The organism is Agriterribacter humi, from assembly GCF_009192765.1.
Lineage (GTDB): Bacteria > Bacteroidota > Bacteroidia > Chitinophagales > Chitinophagaceae > Agriterribacter > Agriterribacter humi.
On record NZ_VOHQ01000018.1, the window covers coordinates 15,704 to 36,060 of the forward strand.

17 protein-coding genes are annotated in these 20,357 nt (G+C 42.2%); 8 read left to right on the plus strand and 9 right to left on the minus strand.

The genetic code is table 11. The features are described from left to right. Nucleotide 1 precedes the first annotated feature (1 nt). From FRX45_RS21180 to rlmB, 4 genes are all read left to right on the plus strand, one after another. Nucleotides 2-1,462, plus strand: coding sequence for a DUF4270 family protein (locus FRX45_RS21180; protein ID WP_152270488.1), 1,461 nt, complete (start codon nt 2-4; stop codon nt 1,460-1,462). Between the two features lie 82 nt (nt 1,463-1,544). Then, a complete protein-coding gene (gene metK / locus FRX45_RS21185; protein ID WP_152270489.1) occupies nt 1,545-2,795 on the plus strand; it encodes a methionine adenosyltransferase in 1,251 nt (416 codons plus the stop codon). Between the two features lie 128 nt (nt 2,796-2,923). Continuing rightward, the gene (locus tag FRX45_RS21190) at nt 2,924-3,481 is read left to right on the plus strand and encodes an NUDIX domain-containing protein (RefSeq protein ID WP_152270490.1); all 558 of its coding nucleotides are present in this window, start codon (nt 2,924-2,926) and stop codon (nt 3,479-3,481) included. Nucleotides 3,482-3,492: 11 nt separating this feature from the next. Then, on the plus strand, nt 3,493-4,248 hold the full coding sequence (gene rlmB, locus FRX45_RS21195) for a 23S rRNA (guanosine(2251)-2'-O)-methyltransferase RlmB (protein WP_226805502.1): 756 nt from the start codon (nt 3,493-3,495) through the stop codon (nt 4,246-4,248). A 275-nt stretch (nt 4,249-4,523) separates the two neighbouring features. Here rlmB and FRX45_RS21200 read toward each other — a convergent pair whose 3' ends face one another. Both FRX45_RS21200 and FRX45_RS21205 read right to left on the minus strand, forming a co-directional pair. After that, nucleotides 4,524-5,084 (minus strand): MFS transporter, encoded by a 561-nt coding sequence (locus tag FRX45_RS21200; RefSeq protein WP_152270492.1) that lies wholly within the window; start codon nt 5,082-5,084, stop codon nt 4,524-4,526. Between the two features lie 5 nt (nt 5,085-5,089). After that, nucleotides 5,090-6,127 carry an agmatinase family protein gene (locus FRX45_RS21205; RefSeq protein ID WP_152270493.1) on the minus strand — a complete coding sequence of 346 codons (1,038 nt, stop codon included), beginning with the start codon at nt 6,125-6,127 and terminating at the stop codon, nt 5,090-5,092. 448 nt (nt 6,128-6,575) lie between these two features. On the opposite strand from FRX45_RS21205, the gene FRX45_RS21210 reads away from it, so the two are divergent. From FRX45_RS21210 to FRX45_RS21220, 3 genes are all read left to right on the plus strand, one after another. Further along, the gene (locus FRX45_RS21210; RefSeq protein ID WP_152270494.1) at nt 6,576-6,992 is read left to right on the plus strand and encodes a cytochrome c maturation protein CcmE domain-containing protein; all 417 of its coding nucleotides are present in this window, start codon (nt 6,576-6,578) and stop codon (nt 6,990-6,992) included. A gap of 6 nt (nt 6,993-6,998) precedes the next feature. Beyond that, entirely contained in the window at nt 6,999-9,455 is a 2,457-nt protein-coding gene (gene ccsA, locus FRX45_RS21215; RefSeq protein ID WP_152270495.1) for a cytochrome c biogenesis protein CcsA, read from the plus strand. Nucleotides 9,456-9,557: 102 nt separating this feature from the next. Then, complete coding sequence (locus tag FRX45_RS21220) at nt 9,558-10,181, plus strand: DUF4294 domain-containing protein (protein ID WP_152270496.1); 624 nt, start codon at nt 9,558-9,560, stop codon at nt 10,179-10,181. 117 nt (nt 10,182-10,298) lie between these two features. Here FRX45_RS21220 and FRX45_RS21225 read toward each other — a convergent pair whose 3' ends face one another. From FRX45_RS21225 to prpB, 4 genes are all read right to left on the minus strand, one after another. Further along, nucleotides 10,299-11,747 (minus strand): bifunctional 2-methylcitrate dehydratase/aconitate hydratase, encoded by a 1,449-nt coding sequence (locus FRX45_RS21225; protein ID WP_152270497.1) that lies wholly within the window; start codon nt 11,745-11,747, stop codon nt 10,299-10,301. Between the two features lie 90 nt (nt 11,748-11,837). Beyond that, the gene (locus tag FRX45_RS21230; RefSeq protein ID WP_152270498.1) at nt 11,838-12,200 is read right to left on the minus strand and encodes a four helix bundle protein; all 363 of its coding nucleotides are present in this window, start codon (nt 12,198-12,200) and stop codon (nt 11,838-11,840) included. Nucleotides 12,201-12,350: 150 nt separating this feature from the next. Beyond that, complete coding sequence (gene prpC / locus FRX45_RS21235; RefSeq protein ID WP_152270499.1) at nt 12,351-13,502, minus strand: bifunctional 2-methylcitrate synthase/citrate synthase; 1,152 nt, start codon at nt 13,500-13,502, stop codon at nt 12,351-12,353. A gap of 5 nt (nt 13,503-13,507) precedes the next feature. After that, on the minus strand, nt 13,508-14,404 hold the full coding sequence (gene prpB / locus FRX45_RS21240; protein WP_152270500.1) for a methylisocitrate lyase: 897 nt from the start codon (nt 14,402-14,404) through the stop codon (nt 13,508-13,510). A gap of 248 nt (nt 14,405-14,652) precedes the next feature. Between prpB and bshB1 the strand changes: the two genes are divergently transcribed. Next, the gene (bshB1, locus tag FRX45_RS21245) at nt 14,653-15,390 is read left to right on the plus strand and encodes a bacillithiol biosynthesis deacetylase BshB1 (RefSeq protein ID WP_152270501.1); all 738 of its coding nucleotides are present in this window, start codon (nt 14,653-14,655) and stop codon (nt 15,388-15,390) included. A gap of 328 nt (nt 15,391-15,718) precedes the next feature. Here bshB1 and FRX45_RS21250 read toward each other — a convergent pair whose 3' ends face one another. From FRX45_RS21250 to FRX45_RS21260, 3 genes are read right to left on the minus strand one after another with little or no spacing between them, the layout of a single operon-like run. Continuing rightward, nucleotides 15,719-18,340 (minus strand): T9SS type B sorting domain-containing protein, encoded by a 2,622-nt coding sequence (locus FRX45_RS21250; protein ID WP_152270502.1) that lies wholly within the window; start codon nt 18,338-18,340, stop codon nt 15,719-15,721. Further along, nucleotides 18,333-19,154: an alpha/beta fold hydrolase gene (locus tag FRX45_RS21255; RefSeq protein ID WP_152270503.1), complete on the minus strand. Its 822-nt coding sequence runs from the start codon at nt 19,152-19,154 to the stop codon at nt 18,333-18,335. Before FRX45_RS21255 ends, FRX45_RS21250 begins: the two co-directional genes overlap by 8 nt. Next, nucleotides 19,129-20,310 (minus strand): Lnb N-terminal periplasmic domain-containing protein, encoded by a 1,182-nt coding sequence (locus FRX45_RS21260; RefSeq protein WP_152270504.1) that lies wholly within the window; start codon nt 20,308-20,310, stop codon nt 19,129-19,131. Before FRX45_RS21260 ends, FRX45_RS21255 begins: the two co-directional genes overlap by 26 nt. Nucleotides 20,311-20,357 lie beyond the last annotated feature (47 nt).

Here is a 20,357-nt window from a genome sequence, read left to right on the forward strand (position 1 = left end):
GGTGAAGTTTAAATTTCTGCTGTTTTCAATCGGACTGGGAACACTGGCCATTGTACTGAATACACATTGCACTAAAATTACACCAACTGATATTGGTACCGATCTTTTACCTGTGGTAGATAACGTACATACCTTTGAAACCTCTTTAAGGGTATATGCCAACAACTATTTGATGAATGATTCCTCAAGGGTAAATTTTGCAGAAGATCATGCATTGGGGATTATAGCCGACGATCCCGAGTTCGGTAAAACAGAAGCCCAGGTATACTTATCTGTCGTTCCTGCTTCCACCAGCCGTTATCCTTTTATAAACAGGGATAGCATTATAGGTATGGATTCTGTTGTATTGAGCCTTGCTTATACAGGTGTCTACGGAGACAGCAACGCTGTGCAGAAAATAAATGTATACGAGGTGAGCGACACCGCTTTTCAGGATTCCGTAGGGTACTTAGTCAGCCATCCCGAATTTAATATTGCAGGCACTGAATTGGGTAACACTACGGTAAGCATCAGCACAATAAAAGATCCTAAAACCATTATTGTAAAAAGCGACACGCAGGTAGTGAGCAACCTGCTCAGGATACCTTTAGACCCGGCTTTGGGCTTACGCTTTGCTGCATATGATACCAATACGGTTTATCTCTCTTCGGCCAGGGATTCAGCTTTCCAAAAAGTTTTTAATGGTTTGGCCTTAAAATCCGATGAAAGTTCTCCGCAAAAAAATGCATTGTCTTATTATAACCTGTACGATGAAAATACAAAGCTTACCTGCTACTTCAGGGTAACAAACAATGGCGTTATTGATACTGTAGCTACTGATTTTACATTGTATTTAACCAGCACAGCTACAGCCTATTCTGCTAACCTGATAAAACGTACTCCTATGTATGGTTATGCGGGTCTCGATCAAACCAACGGCATTGCTGATGCAGAAAAAGTATACCTTCAATCTTCTCCCGGATCCTATGCCATACTTAACATTCCTGGTTTGGATACACTGCCCAACAGTATTATTCACCGGGCTGAAATAGCTTTTGAACCTGTTTTGCTACCGGGTAATGAAATATATACTTCGCCCGATTTTCTTTTTTTAGATATGGTTGACAGCGCCAATAACAGGTTTGTAACTATAGCCGATGATTTTAATTATTCTTCTTCCACCCAAAGCTACGACTACCAGTCTTTTGGAGGTTTTTTAAAAGACGGAAAGTACTTTATTAACCTTACGCGTTACGTGCAAAAAAAGGTTACCACCCAAAGTAAAAATTATGCCTTAAGACTGTATGCCCCTAAAGATGCGTATGCCTATTATGGCTTTCCCAAAGAGGCCGGATATGGAATTACCACAGGCAGGGTCTTATTCAGGATCAATGCACAAATTGCAAAAGGGCGGGTTGTAGTTGGCGGCGGAAGCCATCCTTCTCAACCGATGAGGCTACGTATAATTTATTCAAAAATTTAATGATCAGCTTCTTATCTTTGCGCCACTCTGAAATATATAGTCTTATATTTTAGTGCCTTACAATTTATAAACATCGTTTAAAATGCCTTATTTATTTACTTCCGAAAGTGTATCTGAAGGACATCCAGACAAAGTTGCCGACCAGATCTCTGATGCTTTAATTGATCATTTTTTAGCCTTCGATCCCAATAGCAAAGTGGCATGCGAAACGCTGGTAACCACCGGGCAGGTAGTACTGGCAGGTGAAGTAAAATCCAAAGCTTACTTAGACGTGCAGGAGATTGCCCGTGCTGTGATCCGTAAAATTGGCTACACCAAAAGCGAGTATATGTTTGAAGCGCATTCCTGCGGTGTATTATCAGCCATACATGAGCAATCTGCCGACATTAACCAGGGCGTTGACAGGAAAAAGAAAGAAGAGCAGGGCGCCGGCGACCAGGGAATGATGTTTGGATACGCCACTAATGAAACAGAAAACTATATGCCGCTGGCTTTAGATCTGGCGCATAAGATACTGATTGAGCTATCCGCGTTAAGAAAAGAAAACAAGCAGATCAAATACCTGCGTCCCGATGCAAAAAGCCAGGTAACATTAGAGTACGATGACAATAATAAGCCTGTTCGGATAGACGCTATCGTTGTTTCTACCCAGCATGATGATTTTGATACCGAGCCCAAAATGCTGGATAAGATCAAAAAAGATATCATCAACATTCTTATACCCCGTGTAAAAACGAAATATAAAAAGTATTCCAAGCTTTTCAATAACAATATCAAATATCACATTAACCCTACAGGCAAATTTGTAATAGGCGGACCGCATGGCGATACCGGCTTAACCGGGCGAAAAATTATTGTAGATACCTATGGCGGCAAGGGAGCGCATGGCGGTGGCGCATTCAGTGGTAAAGATCCTTCAAAGGTAGACCGTTCGGCGGCCTATGCCACACGTCACATCGCTAAAAACCTGGTTGCTGCCGGCGTGGCAGATGAAGTGCTGGTGCAGGTGTCGTACGCGATAGGCGTGGCCAAACCTACCAGTATTAATGTAAAGACTTTTGGTACAGCCAAAGTAGATTTGACGGATGGCGAAATGGGCAAAATTGTAGAACGGATTTTTGATATGCGGCCTTATTTTATTGAAAAACGTTTAAAGTTGCGCAATCCTATTTACAGTGAAACTGCAGCATATGGCCACATGGGACGTAAGCCCGAAACCGTTACCAAAACCTTCGATTCGCCGGATGGTAAAGTAAAGAAAGTTAATGTAGAATTGTTTACCTGGGAAAAATTAGATAAAGTGAAAGAAGTAAAAAAAGCATTTGGATTATAATACAGCAATGCTGTTTAATTAATAAGTTAATTGCAAATTATCTTAGCCCGCAGGTTTCAATACAATCTGCGGGTTTTGTTTTTTTGTATAATTTCACCCGGTTTTCTGTTTATAATTTTTTATTGTTTATGAATGACCAGCACAATCCATGGCAAATCATTGATCAGAGGAATATTTATGATAATCCATGGATACAGGTAATAGAATATAATGTGATCAATCCGGGTGGCGGAAAAGGTATTTACGGCAAAGTGCATTTTAAGAACAATGCTATAGGCATTGTGCCCCTTGATGCAGAAGGCAATACCTGGCTGGTTGGCCAATATCGCTTTCCGCTTGATGCTTATAGCTGGGAAATTCCCGAAGGCGGCGGAGATTTACAAACAGACCCATTGGTTTCGGCAAACCGTGAATTACTGGAGGAAACAGGAATAAAAGCCCAAAAATGGACGAAGATCATGGATATGCATTTATCTAATTCTGTAACGAATGAAACAGCAGTTGTATATCTTGCACAGGAATTATCTTTTCATGCAGCAACTCCGGAAGAATCGGAACAACTGGCAATAAAAAAATTGCCTTTTAAAAAAGCTTTTGATATGGTTAATGCCGGAGAGATAACAGATTCGATATCTGTTGCTGCATTGCTTAAAGTAAATTACCTGTTAGCCAACAAACTGATATAATAATTTCAATTTTGAAAAAATCATCTTTTATTATAGGCCGCCAGCCCCTCATTGAAGCTTTTGAAAGCGGTAAAGCCATTGATAAGATATTCATGTATAAAAATATCAATGGTGAAAATATCCAGCATATCCGTCAACTGGCAAAAGATAACCATGTACCCATACAAATGGTGCCGGTTGAAAAGCTGAACAGCTTTACAAAAGCCAATCACCAGGGGGTTGTAGCTATTGCTGCCGTGGTACAGTATACCGGGCTGCAGCAGGTCATTGATCATACTGTAAGCAAAGGAGAACATCCTTTATTTATTATGCTGGATGGCGTAACCGATGTAAGAAATATCGGCGCCATTGCCCGCACTGCAGTATGCTGCGGCGCCCAGTGCATTATTATACCCGATAAGGGTGTGGGAGCGTTGAATGAAGAAACGATGAAATCATCGGCCGGCGCTTTGGAACTGGTATACATATCAAGGGTAACCAGCCTGGCGCATGCCGTTGACACCCTGCACTTAAATGGCATAAGGGTACTGGCCGCTGAAATGCAAACAGCCAAAAAGGTCTATGAAGTTGATTTTGTAACACCATGCTGTATAATTATGGGCAATGAAGAAAAAGGGATACAGCATTTTTTAAGTAAGGCTTCCGATGAGCATTTTACCATACCCATAGCCGGTAATTTCGATTCCTATAATGTGTCTGTGGCAGCAGGGATTATTTTGTATGAAGCGATGAAGCAAAGAATGAGTTACCCTCTTCCCCAGGGGTAAATCCGAAGAGAATACAAAGCACCAAGAACCAAATAACAAGAACCAAATAAAATACAAATTCGAGCAAAAGAGAAAGGTGAGAAGTGAAAGAAGGAGTATCCGTTCTATTGGTAGTTACGCTCCCGATAGCCTATACCTGATCGCTGATTATCCGAAATCCGGAGCGAAATGCAACCACAAACTATAAACGATAAACTACAAATTAAATCAGCCACAATCTCAAATCTTAAATCTCAAATTTCAAATCCTGCAACCTGTAACCAGCAACTTGTAGCCTATCTCAAATCCAATTGCTCCCGGCAAAAGCCATTGAATTCGCTTTCGTTTATATCATGCCTGATGATCTCTCTCTGGAGCATCTTGTTATTTTTAAAATCTAATGTCAGTAAACCGTCTTTAAGCACTACGTTTGAAAATGCATTCCATTCGTATCGTTTCCTGAAAAACGTATTGATCACTATTTTTTCGTCTGACACGCCTATTTCCAGCGGGTGGCGGGCCTGGTGGTCAAATAAAATAAATAAAATAAACAGAAGGGCGATCCATCGCATACCGGGAACCAATAGCCACAGGCAGCCTGTAACAAACAACGGATGTTTATAGGTTATAGCTTTATTGATCTTTCTTTTTACCCCGATCATCCATACCAGCCCAACCGGAATGAGCCAGTTTACCCAGAACAATACAGAGGAAAAACTTCCATAGGCATAGGTATAATACAAAAAAAATATCCAGGAAATAAAACAAAGCAGGAAACTGATATAATTAATATTCTCCGGCTTCTCTTTTTTCATGATCAGTATATACTGGAATAATTCACTTTTCTTTTTTGACATAAACATCAGTTGCTTGCTACCATGAGGTTACATAATTTGAACAGCACTCGTGCACCCACATTTTCATCCCACTCATTGCTGCTAATGCCAACCTCGCATAAATCAAAGCCAATAAGCTGGCGACCACTTTCTAATATTTTCCGGAAAAGATAAAATAGCTGTTCTGTTTCAAATCCTCCCGGAACAGGCGTTCCTGTATGCGGGCATAAGGTTCTGTTCAACCCGTCAATATCGAAACTAATGTATACTTTCTGGGGAAGATGATTAATGATTTCATCTGCAAGATATTGCCAGCTCAATCCTTCAAACTGGCGTTCCTTTATTTGCTTATCGAAATAAGTAACTACCCTGTTGCTGCTGTTGCAAATATAATCCCATTCACTCTGGCTGTAATCACGAACGCCCACCTGCACCAGGCGGGTGAGCTGGGGTATTTCATTCAATGCATTGTACATAATGGAAGCATGCGAATAGGTAAATTGCTGGTAAGCTTCGCGAAGATCACAATGGGCATCAATTTGTAAAATGCCGAAATCGTTGTATTTTTCGGAAATGGCCTTATAAAATCCTAAAGGTGTGCTATGATCGCCGCCTAATAATCCAACCAGCTTGCCTTTATCCAGTAAAGCTTTGGTTTGATCGTAAACCCATGCATTCAAAAAACCACTCCCCTCATTTACTTCTTTAAGCGCCTTGCACATGAACCGGTTCTCATCTATTTTTTGACCCTGTGAAATGTAGTCAATAAAAAGCTCGGATTCTTTACGGAGGTAATCGTTTTTAAACAGTATTTTCTTATCGGGCTCGCGCAAAAAGAAACCCTGCTTCCAGCCATTATTAACATCAGAATCAAAAAGATCAACATGCAAACTCGCTTTTTGTATGCGCTCAGGGGCTCTTGCCGTACCAGCCAGGTAACTAACGGTAACTTCCCAGGGCACAGACAGCACTACCAGCCTTGCTTCTTCTTCAGAAAAAGGCAAACCAAAAATATTGTAATTGGGATTACCAGAACTATTGGGGTCAAACTTTGAAAGGTCCATGATTAAACAAAAATGAATACATCAAAAAGCGGTGCAAGTTATGGCAGTTTTTTACAACAGCGAACTTAATAACGTTATAATTACAAATAAGGTTGCACGGGAGAATTTGAAAATGTGGGAATTTGAAAATTTGAGAATGCCCGCCCCGTTCGGCTGGTGTCGTCCCCGCCTGAATGGCTCAGTCGGGCAGGCAGGCGGGCGGCTGCATAGACGAGGGAAAAATATGGAAACCTGCCTTGCCGGCAGGCAGGTATGGGAATGAGAGCGGTCGGTACGCAAAGCGCAGACCGAGGTTAATTGCAGGGAATGCAGAAATAGAATTGTTTATGAAAAGTTAAATACAATATAATAACCCGCAGTAGTCGCAAATAGCTTGTTATCTAAAAAACAATTAACAACCACGTTGTTTTTTGACCTAATTTTGCCCCGTGATAATACGTGTTTTATTATGAAAAAAATTCATATCGTTACATTGGTCGTTATAGCTGCAGTAATCGCATATATGCTGATCACTTTATCCAAAGACCTTACTACTTATGATACCATCGCTTCTGCAAGGCAGAAGCAGGGGAAATTCATCCATCTCATTGCCAAATTAGACAGATCAAAAGAAATAGAATATAATCCTGTAACAGATCCTAATTTCCTTGCATTTTATGCGGTTGATTCTTTGGGCGGACAAACCAAAGTAGTTTACCACAATACCAAGCCCCCTGAACTGGAAATGAGCGAAAGAATTGTAATGAAAGGTAAAATGAACGGTGAAGTATTTGAATGTAAAGAAATTTTGCTTAAATGTCCCTCTAAATACAAAGACGATCCGTTACAACAGGAAAAGGCTTTAGAACAAAAAATGCAGGATTAATTTAACATGCTTTACCAGGGTGAACATTTATTCGTAGGACAACTCGGCCACTTTTGTGTATTGTTGTCTTTTGTGGCTTCTATTGTTGCAACCTTTGCATATTTTAAGGCAACCCAAACGTCTACGGTGCTTAACGAGCATGTGGCCTGGAAAAAACTGGCCCGTACTGCTTTTATTATTGAAACCATTGCGGTAATAGCCCTTTTCGCTACCTTGTATACCATTATTTATAATCACTACTTTGAATATAAGTATGCACATCAGCACTCCAAGCGCAGCCTACCTACCAAATATTTATTGAGCTGCCTTTGGGAAGGACAGGAAGGTAGCTTTATGTTGTGGAGTTTCTGGCATAGCATACTGGGACTGGCCATCATGCTCAAAACGAAGAAGTGGGAAGCGCCGGTAATGACCATCATTTCCTTAGTGCAAATATTTCTGGCTACATTTTTATTGGGCATTTATTTTTTCGACCTTAAAATAGGCAGCAACCCCTTTGTTTTGATGCGGAATGAGTTTCCCGGCGCTCCTGTATTTCAGGACCCGCTGTATCTGCAAAAATACCTGCGCGATGGAAACGGGCTGAACGTATTGCTTCAAAACTACTGGATGGTCATTCATCCTCCCATACTATTCTTAGGATTCGCTTCCACCATTGTGCCTTTTGCTTTTGCTGTAGCTGGTCTTTGGAAGAAGAATTATACCGGCTGGATCAAAGCTGCGCTTCCATGGACTTTATTCAGTGCGGCAATGCTGGGGATCGGCATTATGATGGGCGCCGCCTGGGCTTATGAATCACTTACTTTTGGAGGTTACTGGGCATGGGACCCTGTGGAAAATGCTTCTCTTGTACCATGGCTGCTAATGGTGGCCGGGCTTCATACGATGCTCATCAATAAATCAACCGGGTACTCATCCAAATCGGCATACTGGTTTTTGTTTCTTTCTTATTTACTGTTATTGTATTCAACTTTTTTAACGCGCACCGGTGTTTTGGGTGATACTTCCGTGCATTCTTTTACAGGAGAAGGCAGTTCCCTGTTCTGGCACCTGATCATAATGATGGGCGTATTTTCTGCTGTATTTATAACTGCTTATTTCAAAAACAGCAGGAAAATTCCTGTAATTCATAAAGAGGAAGATATTTCTTCCAGGGAATTCTGGATGTTTGTTGGGGCATTGGTATTGCTTATTTCCGCAGCTTATATTTCGTTCTTTACTTCCTTACCGGTTTTTAATAAGATTTTTGGAACACATAAAGCCATTGGGGAAGATCCTGAATATGTGTATAACCGGGTAATGATTTTAATAGCGGTGGTAATAGGATTACTCACCGCTATTACACAATACCTGAAATATAAAAAAACATCCCGTTCTTTCTGGGTAAAGAAAATCATTACACCAACTATTGTCGCGCTTATTATTTCGGTATTGATCAGTGTTTTTGGAAATATAGATTATAATAAATACGGAATCGGCTACTTGGGCGCCATTCACCTGGCTATTTTTGCGGCTACCTATGCTGTTATTGCCAATGCCATGTATATATGGACAGGAGCAAAAGGAAAACTAAGCCTGGCAGGAGGATCTGTTGCGCATTTGGGTTTTGGGATGGTGCTGGTGGGCATTTTAATTTCCTCCTCAAAAAAGGAAGTCATTTCCATTAACCGCACCGGCATTATGATACCGGGATTAAAAGATACCAAGGGCCGGGACGACAGTGGATTAGAGAATGTTACCCTTATTATGGGTGTGCCCACTCCCATGGGTAAATACATGGTAACATATGAAGGTGATTCTACTCACCCGGCCGATGAAAAAATGTATTTCAAAGTAAATTATGTTCGCAAGGATACGGCTACCGGTAAAGTGCTTGAAGCTTTTAACTTATATCCCAATGCTTTTTTGATGAAAGCGGAGGAGGGGAAAACCGCCTTATCGGCCAATCCGGATTCGAGGCACTACTGGTATAAAGATGTGTTTACTTTTATAACCTCCATGCCTGATCCGGAAAGCATAAAAGACACGGCAACATTCAGGGATCATCCTGTACAACAGGGAGATACGGTTTTTTATTCAAATGGCTATATTATTGTTGACCAGGTAATTGAAGCCAATAAAAATACAAACAAAGACCTTCCCCTTGTAGACAGCGCCTGGTTGACCGATGTAACTGTATATAGCAATAACGGCATGACCTACAAAGCGCAGCCTGCTTTGTTCTCTAAAGACAATGCACCCATTGCAAAAAGAGATACTGTAATATCGCAAAACCTTGTGTTGCAGGTAAATAAAATTGGTAATGCCATCGCTTTGGGCGTAAAGGAATCCAATGCAGTGATGAAATACATCACTTTAAAGGCGTTTCAGTTCCCTTTTATCAATATCCTTTGGCTGGGAATACTTATCATGTCGGCAGGTTTTTTCATAAGCATGTGGCACCGGTTTAAAAAAGACAGTTAATCCTCAACAATTTTTTAACTTACTGGCAGCGGTTGTGTTGGGTTTTCTGTCTACACGTATTAAATGTGACGCAAAATCCGTTAATATAGTAATTTGCAGCTTATGGCTGGCCGCAAGCAACCATATCATTCATTAATTCTTTCCGTACTCTGCTGGGCGTTATTGAGTTCAATTGCTCAATCGCAAACCCGGTTCGGTATCAATGACACCATTGTTGTGCCGGCCATCATTTACAATGGCGATACCCTGTCGTATAAAGAGATGCCTGAAGTATATGTTTATCTGGAGTTATCTGCTGCGGGAAGACGGGCGCATCGGGAATGGACGAGACTGCGCAATGCGGTATATGTTACTTATCCTTACGCAAAAAAAGCCGGCGCCGTGTTTAATGATATTAATGCGCACCTGCTGAATATGCCGGATAAAGAAAAGAGAAAGGCTTATGTTAAAAGCCGTGAAAAGGATTTGCGTGATGAATTTACAAAACCACTTACGAACTTGTCCGTTTACCAGGGAAGAGTGTTAATGAAACTGATTGCAAGGGAAACGGGTAATACCTGTTATGATATCATCCATGATTACAAAGGAAGCTTTTCCGCAGGGTTCTGGCAAAGCGTGGCCTGGATTTTCGGCAGCAGCCTGAAGCAAACCTATAATGCACGGACTGATGATGCCCAAATTGAAGACATTGTAATAGAAGTAAGGCGGATGTACGGGCTGTATTAGTTTGGAAGTTTAGGGTTTGGGGTTTGATCGTAGCGAAGACAGATTCTTCCTGCGTTATAATGACAAATAGCTGTGCTTTATCATTTATAGTTTACCGTTTGGTCAAAATCTTAAATCTCAAATCATCATATCCACAAACTCATTGACCGGTAAAGCAGCTAAGGTTTTATAATCTAACGATACCTGCAAAACGGTTTGCTGCTGCTTAACTGAAAATTTCCGGGCCAGGTTGGTTTTGAATTTCTCTACCAGTACCGGTATACCTTCTTCGCGGCGACGCTTGTGCCCTATCGGGTATTCTACTATCACCTCGGGCAAAACCGTTCCATCATTCAGCTCCACCGTTAAGGCGTTGGCAATAGAACGCTTTTCCGGATCGTGGTAATCTTTGGTAAATTGAATATCTTCTACTATCACCATTTTATCGCGCAATATGTCAATACGTGGATCAGCAGCAATATTATCTTCATAATCCGCCGCGGTAAGGCGCCCGAAAATTAAAGGAACGGCTATCATATATTGAATACAGTGATCGCGGTCGGCGGGATTGTGTAACGGCCCTTTTTTATCAATAATGCGTATAGCCGCTTCATGTGTGCGGATGCTTATTTTTTTTATATCGTTTGTAGTTTTGCCAGCCGATTGCAATTGTTTATGCAAACTCATTGCTGCCTCTACCGCTGTTTGAGAATGAAACTCGGCCGGGAAGGATATCTTGAACAATACATTTTCCATTACATAAGAACCATAATTCCGTTGGAACTTAAACGCATTGCCTTTAAACAGTACATCATAAAATCCCCAGGTTTTGGCAGTGAGTACGGACGGATAGCCCATTTCGCCGGTTTTGGCGATCAGTGCCAGGCGTACAGCCCGTGAAGTGGCATCACCCGCCGCCCATGATTTGCGGCTACCTGTGTTGGGTGAATGACGATAGGTGCGCAGGGAATGTCCGTCTACAAAAGCGAGGGAAATGGCGTTGATCAACTCATCGCGGGTTAAGCCGATAAGCTTACCCACCACTGCTGTGGAAGCTAATTTTACCAGCAGCACATGATCGAGCCCTACCCTGTTGAACGAATTTTCCAGCGCCATTACACCCTGTATTTCGTGTGCACGGATCATCGCATCTAATACGGATTTCATAGTTAAAGGCGATTTGCCATTGGCGATGGCTGTACGGGAAAGCCAGTCGGCAGTTGCCAATATACCACCTAAATTATCGGAAGGATGTCCCCATTCGGCTGCCAGCCAGGTATCATTAAAATCAAGCCACCTGATAATGGTGCCGATATTAAATGCGGCCTGTACGGGATCCAATTGAAAAGAGGTGCCGGGAACTTTAGCGCCGTTGGGCACAATGGTACCGGGCACAATGGGGCCCAGCAATTTTGCACATGCTGGATAAGTTAGCGCTTCCAGTCCGCAACCAAGTGTATCCAATAAACAATAATGTGCTGTTTTCCAGGCTACCTCATTTTTTATTTCATAGTTCAGCACATAGTCTGCAATGTCGGTAATTACTTTATCGGTTGGCGGACGTTCATTGGAGATGGAATACATAATGAATTTATGATTTCTGATTTGTTGATTTGTGATTTACTAATATGCTTTTATAGCAACAGTATCCGTATAAGAGACCAGAAAATTAAATGCTTATTTATTTTTGTTCTTTTTTGCCGTAATATCTGTCGCGTTAAAAATACTTACCAATTCGTTTGCTTCTTTCATTAAGACATCAATGCCAGACCCTGCCGGGACCAACACCGCTTCTTTTGCTACCTCCAGCCAATATAAAGACTCATCCGCTTCTTCAACAACAATTTCAATTTTATAAATAAAATCTGCTTTTGACTTCCCTCTGCAGGCAGCACGGTAATTAGCGCCTACTGACCCGGCCGATCTTATCAATTGTTTTGCTGTTTCAAAGCCCGCTGCATTTCTCGGAAAAACCCCGCACAATTTAATAACTGCAATGTGAAAATTTTTGGTGCGCAATTGAAGGTCTTGCTTATTCATAGCTTAGTTTTAGGTTAAAAGGAGATAAATCAATACATCTTCAAAGGTATAATACCTCCAGACTCTAATCAACCTAAAATTCTTTGATTGTTGACTGATGCTTTTTAAATTTATAAATCAGATATCAACAAATCAGAAATCAGCAATTACTTATCTTTTTTCTATCGGCACAAACTTCCTGTTCTCCGGGCCAATATAATTGGCGCCGGGACGTATGATCTTTCCATCCTGGCGCTGTTCAATAACATGTGCACTCCACCCGGTAACCCGGGCCACAACAAACAGTGGGGTAAAGAATAAAGTGGGCACACCCATTAAATGATAGGACACTGCGGAAAACCAATCCAGGTTAGGAAACATTTTCTTTTCATTCCACATCAGCGTTTCCAAACGCTCAGCAATATTAAATAGCTGCAAATCGTCTTCTTCTTCCGACAATTGGCGTGCAACTTTTTTTATCACCTGGTTTCTTGGATCAGACACGGTATATACAGGATGCCCGAATCCGATAATCACTTCTTTTTTCTCCAGCCTTGATTTAATATCAGCTTCCGCAGCTTCCGGTGATGCATACCTGCTTTGAATATCAAAGGCTACCTCATTGGCGCCGCCATGTTTGGGTCCGCGCAAAGCGCCTATAGCGCCGGTAATGGCAGAGTACATATCAGAGCCGGTTCCTGCAATTACCCTGCCGGCGAAAGTAGAGGCATTAAATTCATGCTCAGCATATAAATTCAATGATATCTGCATCGCTTTCTGCCATGATTCCCTTGCTTTTTTTCCGTGAAGCAGGTGCAGGAAATGAGCGCCCACAGTTTCATCATCGGTTTCTACTTCAATACGGCGGCCGTTGTGCGAGAAATGATACCAGTACAACAGGGCAGAGCTGAAAGATGCCAGTAATTTATCGGCAATATCTCTTGCCCCGGTAAAATTGTGGTCATCTTTTTCAGGATGAACAGCGCCAGATACCGAAGCATAAGTACGTAAAACATCCATGGGATGTGCCGCAGCGGGCATCTGCTCCAATATATTCTTTGCAACGGAAGAAAGGCCGCGCAAGTTGATTAATTTTGTTTTATAGGCAGCCAGTTGAGCTGCATTTGGCAATTGCTCATGAATTAATAAATGGGCCACCTCCTCAAATTCCGCGTCTTCGGCAAGATCAAGAATATCATAGCCACGGTAATGCAGGTCATTGCCGCTTTTTCCAACGGTGCATAAGGCAGTATTGCCTGCGGCTACACCAGAAAGTGCTACGCTTTTCTTCGGCTTAAAGCCCTGTACCATATTATCCGCCATAGCCCTTATTTATTTTTTGAAAAAAGTTTATCTAATTTTTGCTCGTATCCGAAATAGCCGATGCTTTCATACAGTTCAGCACGTGTTTGCATGCTGCCGATCGTATTCTTTTGTGTGCCTTCGGTACGGATGCTGTGAAAAACATGCTGCGCCGCTTTATTGGCTGCGCGAAAGGCAGACAGGGGATATAAGATCATCTGCACCCCTGCATTTTTCAATTCTTCAACGGTCCATAATGGCGTCATACCAAATTCAGTAATATTTGCCAGAACCGGTATGCCGGCTGCATCTGCAAATTTTTGATATTGTGGTAATTCATTCACAGCTTCCGCAAAAATAAAATCAGCGCCAGCTTCCTTATAAGCCACAGCACGTTCCAGCGCTTTATCTAATCCTTCATTGGCTAAAGCATCTGTTCTGGCGCCTAATACAAATTGATCATCGGTACGTGCATCGGCTGCGGCCTTGATCCTGTCTGCCATTTCCTCCAGGCTTACAATTTCTTTACCCGGGCGATGACCGCAGCGTTTGGCCCCCACCTGGTCTTCTATATGTAAAGCACCTGCACCTGCTTTTATTAACGACTTTACGGTACGCGCTACATTAAATGCCGATGGTCCAAAACCTGTATCCACATCTACCAGTAAAGGTGTATCGGTAACATTGGTAATACGATAAATATCGGTAAGCACATCATCGAGTGTTGTAATACCCAGGTCGGGAATGCCCAGTGAACCTGCAGCTACGCCCCCACCCGATAAATAGATCGCTTTAAAACCTTCCTGTGTAGCCAATAAAGCATGATTGGCGTTAATGGCGCCAACAATCTGCAAGGGATTTTCTGCTTCCATTGCCTGCCGGAAACGGCTTCCGGCCGATACAGTATTGGATGTCATCATCATATTGATCTTTATAACAATGTGCAAACCTACATGAAAATTCGCATTTTATTTCTCGGGGATTTGTTCCAAATGGAGCATTCGTTTATCTGTTAATCACATAGTCATAGGTACATAGGCGCACATAGGAATTTATTTCTTCTATTGTGTGCCTATGTGTGTATTGTACCTATGTGTTTTAGGTCTTAAGGTGCAGCCGGAAAATGTAAAAATGTGAACTGCCATTCTTCTTTACATTATTTTTGCATAATATGAAATTAGATATACTTGCTATTGCTGTGCATCCAGATGACGCAGAGCTTGGATGTGCCGGCACTTTGATGATGGAAAAATTGCAAAACAAAAAAACAGGAGTAATAGACCTTACCCGTGGTGAGCTGGGTACAAGGGGCACTGTAGCATTAAGAGCGGAAGAAGCAGCCAGGGCCGCTGCCATTATGCAATTGGATGTGCGTGAAAACCTTGGTATGGCGGATGGCTTTTTTCAAAATGATGAAATGCACCAGCGCATACTTATTAAAGCATTGCGCAAATACCGTCCTGAAATTGTTTTGGCCAATGCATTAGATGACAGGCACCCCGATCATGGAAGAGCAGGACATTTGATTAAGGACGCTTGTTTTTTAAGCGGGTTAAGAAAGATAGAAACCCTGGATGACAACAGTCAGGCACAAGCACACTGGCGCCCCAAATATATTTTCCATTATATACAGGACAGGTATTATGAGCCCGATTTTGTGTATGATGTTAGTTCGGTTTTTGAAAGAAAGCTGGAGTCTGTAAAAGCATATTCATCACAATTTCATTCCAATGAATATGCTATGGATGAACCGCAAACCTATATTTCAACACCTGGGTTTTTAAATTCAATTATAGGCCGGCATGCCATGTTCGGCAAAATGATAGGCGTGCCCTATGCAGAAGGATTTATTACTGAAAAAATGATTGGCATAAATAGTTTTGATGCGTTTATACAAAAGGATACGTGAGGAAAGGATGATGTAGTTACAGGTTACATGTGGCAGGGAAAGGCTGATTCCGAGTTTACCGTTTTTGGTTTGTGGTTGCATTTCGCTTCGGATTTGAACGTCATTGCGAGACCCTGAACATATCTGAATGATGTGTACTACTTTTTAGGGGTCGAAGCAATCCCCTTTAGCGGAGGCGGATCATATTATTGGTTGATGGTTTTTTCCAATTTCGTCCCGCACGTGCGGGATCGGGCTTCGAGCTTGTATTTTACCTGGTTCTTGTTATTTGTTTTTTGATGCTTTATATTCTCCCGATTTGAGGGTTTGAAAGAAAATATTCCTGTCCTCATCTTAAAAGAAGCAGGGTTCCTTTTTTAGATATTATTCTTCCCAGATAATCAGTTCCCCTTACCATCCATACAAAGGTATCGCTGGCTTGCTCCTTTCCTTTAAAAGTGCCATCCCATCCCTCTTCCGATGTGTTTGAAGAGAACATGAGTTGCCCCCACCGGTTAAAAATTTTGATATAGTCAAACTGTTTTATGCCAACAGGCATGGCTCTGAAAAAATCGTTCAAGCCATCATTGTTAGGTGTAAAAGCATCAGCTACAAATATATCCGGAGCTGTTCTGAATACTTTTATATTAATGGTATCATAAGCAAAACAGCCTTCTTTGGTACTTACTTTTACCGAGAAGTTAACTTTATCATTTACTTCTGATACAAAGGTTGCCACCGGATCGGGAATATCAGCATTACTTAAATAGCTGGCGGGAGACCATTTATAAATTTCGGCGCCTGTTGCCTGCAATTGTAAAGGTTGCTCCAGCACAACAGCGGTATCATTTCCCGCAAATGCCGGAACCGGCGGTATAACGGTTATAACCACATCTTTGAAAGATGGTTTTGGACAGCCTACAGTATCTGTTACGCTAACAGTATATGTGGTGGTTACCGGGGGCGAAACAAAGGGGTCGGGCACATTAAAATTGCTTACCGAAAGTGCAGGTGACCAGCGATAGAAGGCCCCTCCTTCTGCAAATAATTGTATACGTTCACCATAGCAGATGGAAGAATCATTGATTACCCGAACATCCGGGTAAGGCACGGTTCTAACGCGGATATTATCGGAAGCGGAGCATTTGCCTATATGCGCTGTAATGTTATAAACAGTAAATGCTGCATCGGGTGTTGCCACCGGTTGTTTTGCGTTGGGGTCGTTCAGGGTTTCAGCCGGCGCCCAGGTATAGGTTAGCCCATCGCTGAATGGATTGAACTGCACACCATCGGTGAGGCAAATGGTTGTATCACGCCCGGCTTCAAGCGTAACAAAATTCACCACTTTTACCCGAATAGTATCTGTGGAAGTACAGCCCGGCACTGTAGTTAAACTTACCGTATAGGAGGTGGTAACGTCAGGGCTCAATAATGCGGTGGCGCCGGTAGCGCGTATATTATAATCAGGCGCCCATACATAGGTTCCCGGGGGGCCTGTGGCGGAAACGGCAATGGTATCAATATTGCACATTAAAGTATCGTGCGGAACACTCAAAAGTGGCTTATCTCTTATCACGAGGTCGGTTCTAACCGTACTCATACAGCCTTTACTGCTACTAACGGTAAGGGCTACCTGGTAAGTGCCTGACTCCGTGAAAGTAAATGGCGGTTGTTTGCTGCGCGAAGTATCATTAGAGGCGGAAGGCACTCCAAAATCCCACAGCCAGGAATCTACAATGCCATAGTTTGCTTTAGTAGTATCCCGGAAATGGATGGGTACTTCCTTACAGCCTTCACTGAATGTAAACCCCGGGAAAAAACCAGGATACACTTTAACCACACTAAATGCCGTATCAGAACAATTATCATTCCGGTTGGTGATGAGCATAATCCGGTAAATACCGGTATCGGGAAATGTGAATGACGGGCGTGCCAGCGTTGATGTGTCATCGGTTCTGCCGGCTACGCCAAAATCCCAGAATTGTGTTCTGATCAGGGGACTGGTGCTCCTGTTGCGAAAATCAACCGTAAATCCATCACAGCTTACATATTCCGGCTCAAGGGATGCGGCAGCCATTGAGCAGGAAGCTACTTTTATCTGGATGTCCTTTCTGTGTATATTAAACAATACGCCTTTTCTGTATTCACTTACACATACGGTTACCACATATACACCTGATGCGGGTGCAACACCTGAAACAAGTCCTGTTTTTGTATTTAAACTTACATTGGCGCCCATGGGTGAAGAGGCGCCGAATCCAAAAGCATAAGGAACATTCGCATATGGAGGGGCAACTGCAGGATTGGGTTGGGGATTTCCCGGTGAACCACCTGTATAAGCCGCGCAAAAACTATACGATAAGGAATCACCATCTTTATCAGTGGCTCCGAAGTCGTACTGAAAAAAATTATCCTCGCATACGATAACTGTATCTTTAGTGGCAAAAACAGGGCTGCTGTTTTTAGGCGCATCCTGTAAAATAAGCGTACCCGGTATATCGGCTGTGTAGGTTGCTCCAACCTGTCCTGAAGCGGCAACGTTTGACATATTCTCAATACGGCAGCATCTTTGAAAAGAAATGGTATAACCATAGGGCGATGCAGGCAACACAACCGTAAAAATATATACACCCACTTCATAGCATACCGTGGGCGGGTTATCAATGCATTCGCCGGGGCTACGCAGTGTAAGCACATCTTTTCGGGTCATGCTGATGTCATAATTCTGAAAGTATGCCGATCCTGCTGCGTTTTTCTGGTAAACGGTAATGGGTACAACGGGATCTAACTGCGCGCCGGTAGAAAAACAATCACGGTATAATTTGAGGGTAACCTGGTAAGTAAAATCATTGCCCGACACGCCTGTATTAACATAAGATAATTCTCCTCCGGTTATATGCCTTGCTGTTAAAGCAGAACAAAAACTCAGACAAAGGATTGTTGCAAAAAAGTATTTTCTTACCTCAGGCATCGCTTACGTAATTAAGGAAATTCATAACGGTGTCATTGGTTTGGTCTTTCCGTTCCCACATTCCCATATGAGCTACGCCGGGCAGGATATTAATCTGAGTATTACCGGGGAGATAGCACTGTTTAAGGCTATCTTGTAAATATACACTTTTATCTTCCTCCCCTATAATAAATAGAACCGGATTTGTAGCCTTTTTTAGGGTTTCTGTTCTGTCCGGCCTTTCTGTCATGGCTTCGTAATATTGTACGAGTGCCGGCGCTGTAAAGTTGCATGCACCGGCAATAAGCGCTTCAATTTGATCAGGATGTTCACGGGTAAATTGCTCCGCAAACAAATTAGGAATTGATTGTTTCAAAAACTCCCGGGCTCCATACTGTTGTATGAATGCTATTCCTTTTTTCCGGGTAGTTTTTTTATCCTCACTGTCTGCATAGGCTGTTGAATGAACAAGCCCCAGTCCGTTTAACCGTTCAGGATTGTACTGTGCAAACACCAAAGCTATATAACCGCCCATGCTGTGGCCGAGCAAGGTACATTTTTGAATACTTTCCTGGTCAAGAATTTGTTTTATGCAAGTTGCGTACAGGTCAATAATAAAAGAAGAGTAGTCCCCCGGGATGGAAAGCAATTCCGATTTGCCACTACCGGGAAGGTCGGGAATGATCAGGCGGAAATGATCTTTTAAAAATGCACGCTGGTAACGCCATACCGTGCCATCTTCTCCAAACCCATGAATCAATATAACCGGCAGACCTTCACCTTCCGTTTCATAATAAATGCGGCTTCCATTATATGTGAGTAACTTTCCGGGCATTTTCCGATTGTTTAAATTGTCTCCAGCTTCGCCAGCCTAACAAAACAATTAAGGGAAGCAGGTCTTTATTCAAATCCTGGGGTAAAACAACCCATAAAGCTAACAATAACGCATATGCTAAAACACATAAAGCCCAGTATTGATTCGTTTTTTTTGTTTTCCGGTTTAAAAAAAACGCTGCAACTGCATGAAATGGCAGCGCCCATAGCAGGTTGTAATTATTACGGCATAACATATGATCAGTGCCTGTCCACATAAATACAAGTAGTATGCCTAATAAGCCTGCACAGAAAAAAAGTAAAAAATCAAGAAAACCCAACACCTTTTTGCTCCACTGCCGGCGCAGCAAAGTGAGTGCTATAAAGAGTATCAATATTGCTGTAAAGGCAATAAAAGGGGTAAAAAAAGATTTTGGTGATGTTGTTGCAGATGAGGCGGTATAAACAGGACGCCTTTCCACCACCAAAGGTTTATTACCAATAGAAGCGCTGTCGAAGCCTTTAAAAAGATAATCCGGCAAAAACATCGTTTGCTCATTCCCGGCGGACTTGTCGAGTCCGCTGCCCAGCAAAATATCTATTCCCAGTTTACTCCAGTACATCCCGCTCCTGTTGAGGCTATTATGAATAAGCTCGCGAAATGAAACCTCCGGGTAGGGTAAGATATTTTTTATTGTCATTGCTTTCCCTGCGTTGCTGTTCACTATGTCGCGGATGCGCGTAGCGCAGTTATCAAATAAAAAATCGTATTTATAAAATTTATTCTCCGGCCTCGCATTGCTTTGTAAAGCCTGCTGCAATTGTAATTTTTCTTTGGATGAAAGATTCAATTCCTGCTCAATGATGCTTCGTTGTTCCTGCTGATAGCCATATATGAAATCCGGATATGTTTCTACGGAAAGATAATAGAGCAGTTTCCCTCTTATAAATTTGGGATAAAAATCGGGATTGAAATCAAAGGTGCCATAATTGTATACCTTATCTGTAAACGTTACACTGTCGGTAACCCGTAGCGCACTATGTCCGAACGTTGAATATAATTCTTCACCGGGGCTGCAGGTAAGCAGCGTAATGCGTAAGCGTGAAGAATCGGTTTGGGAAAAAGCAGTAATGAAAGAGAAAAAGGCAATGAAGAAAGTAAAATATATTTTTTTCACTCAATAAAATTTCCGACAAGTTCGGGAATTAAGTGTGAAATCCGATG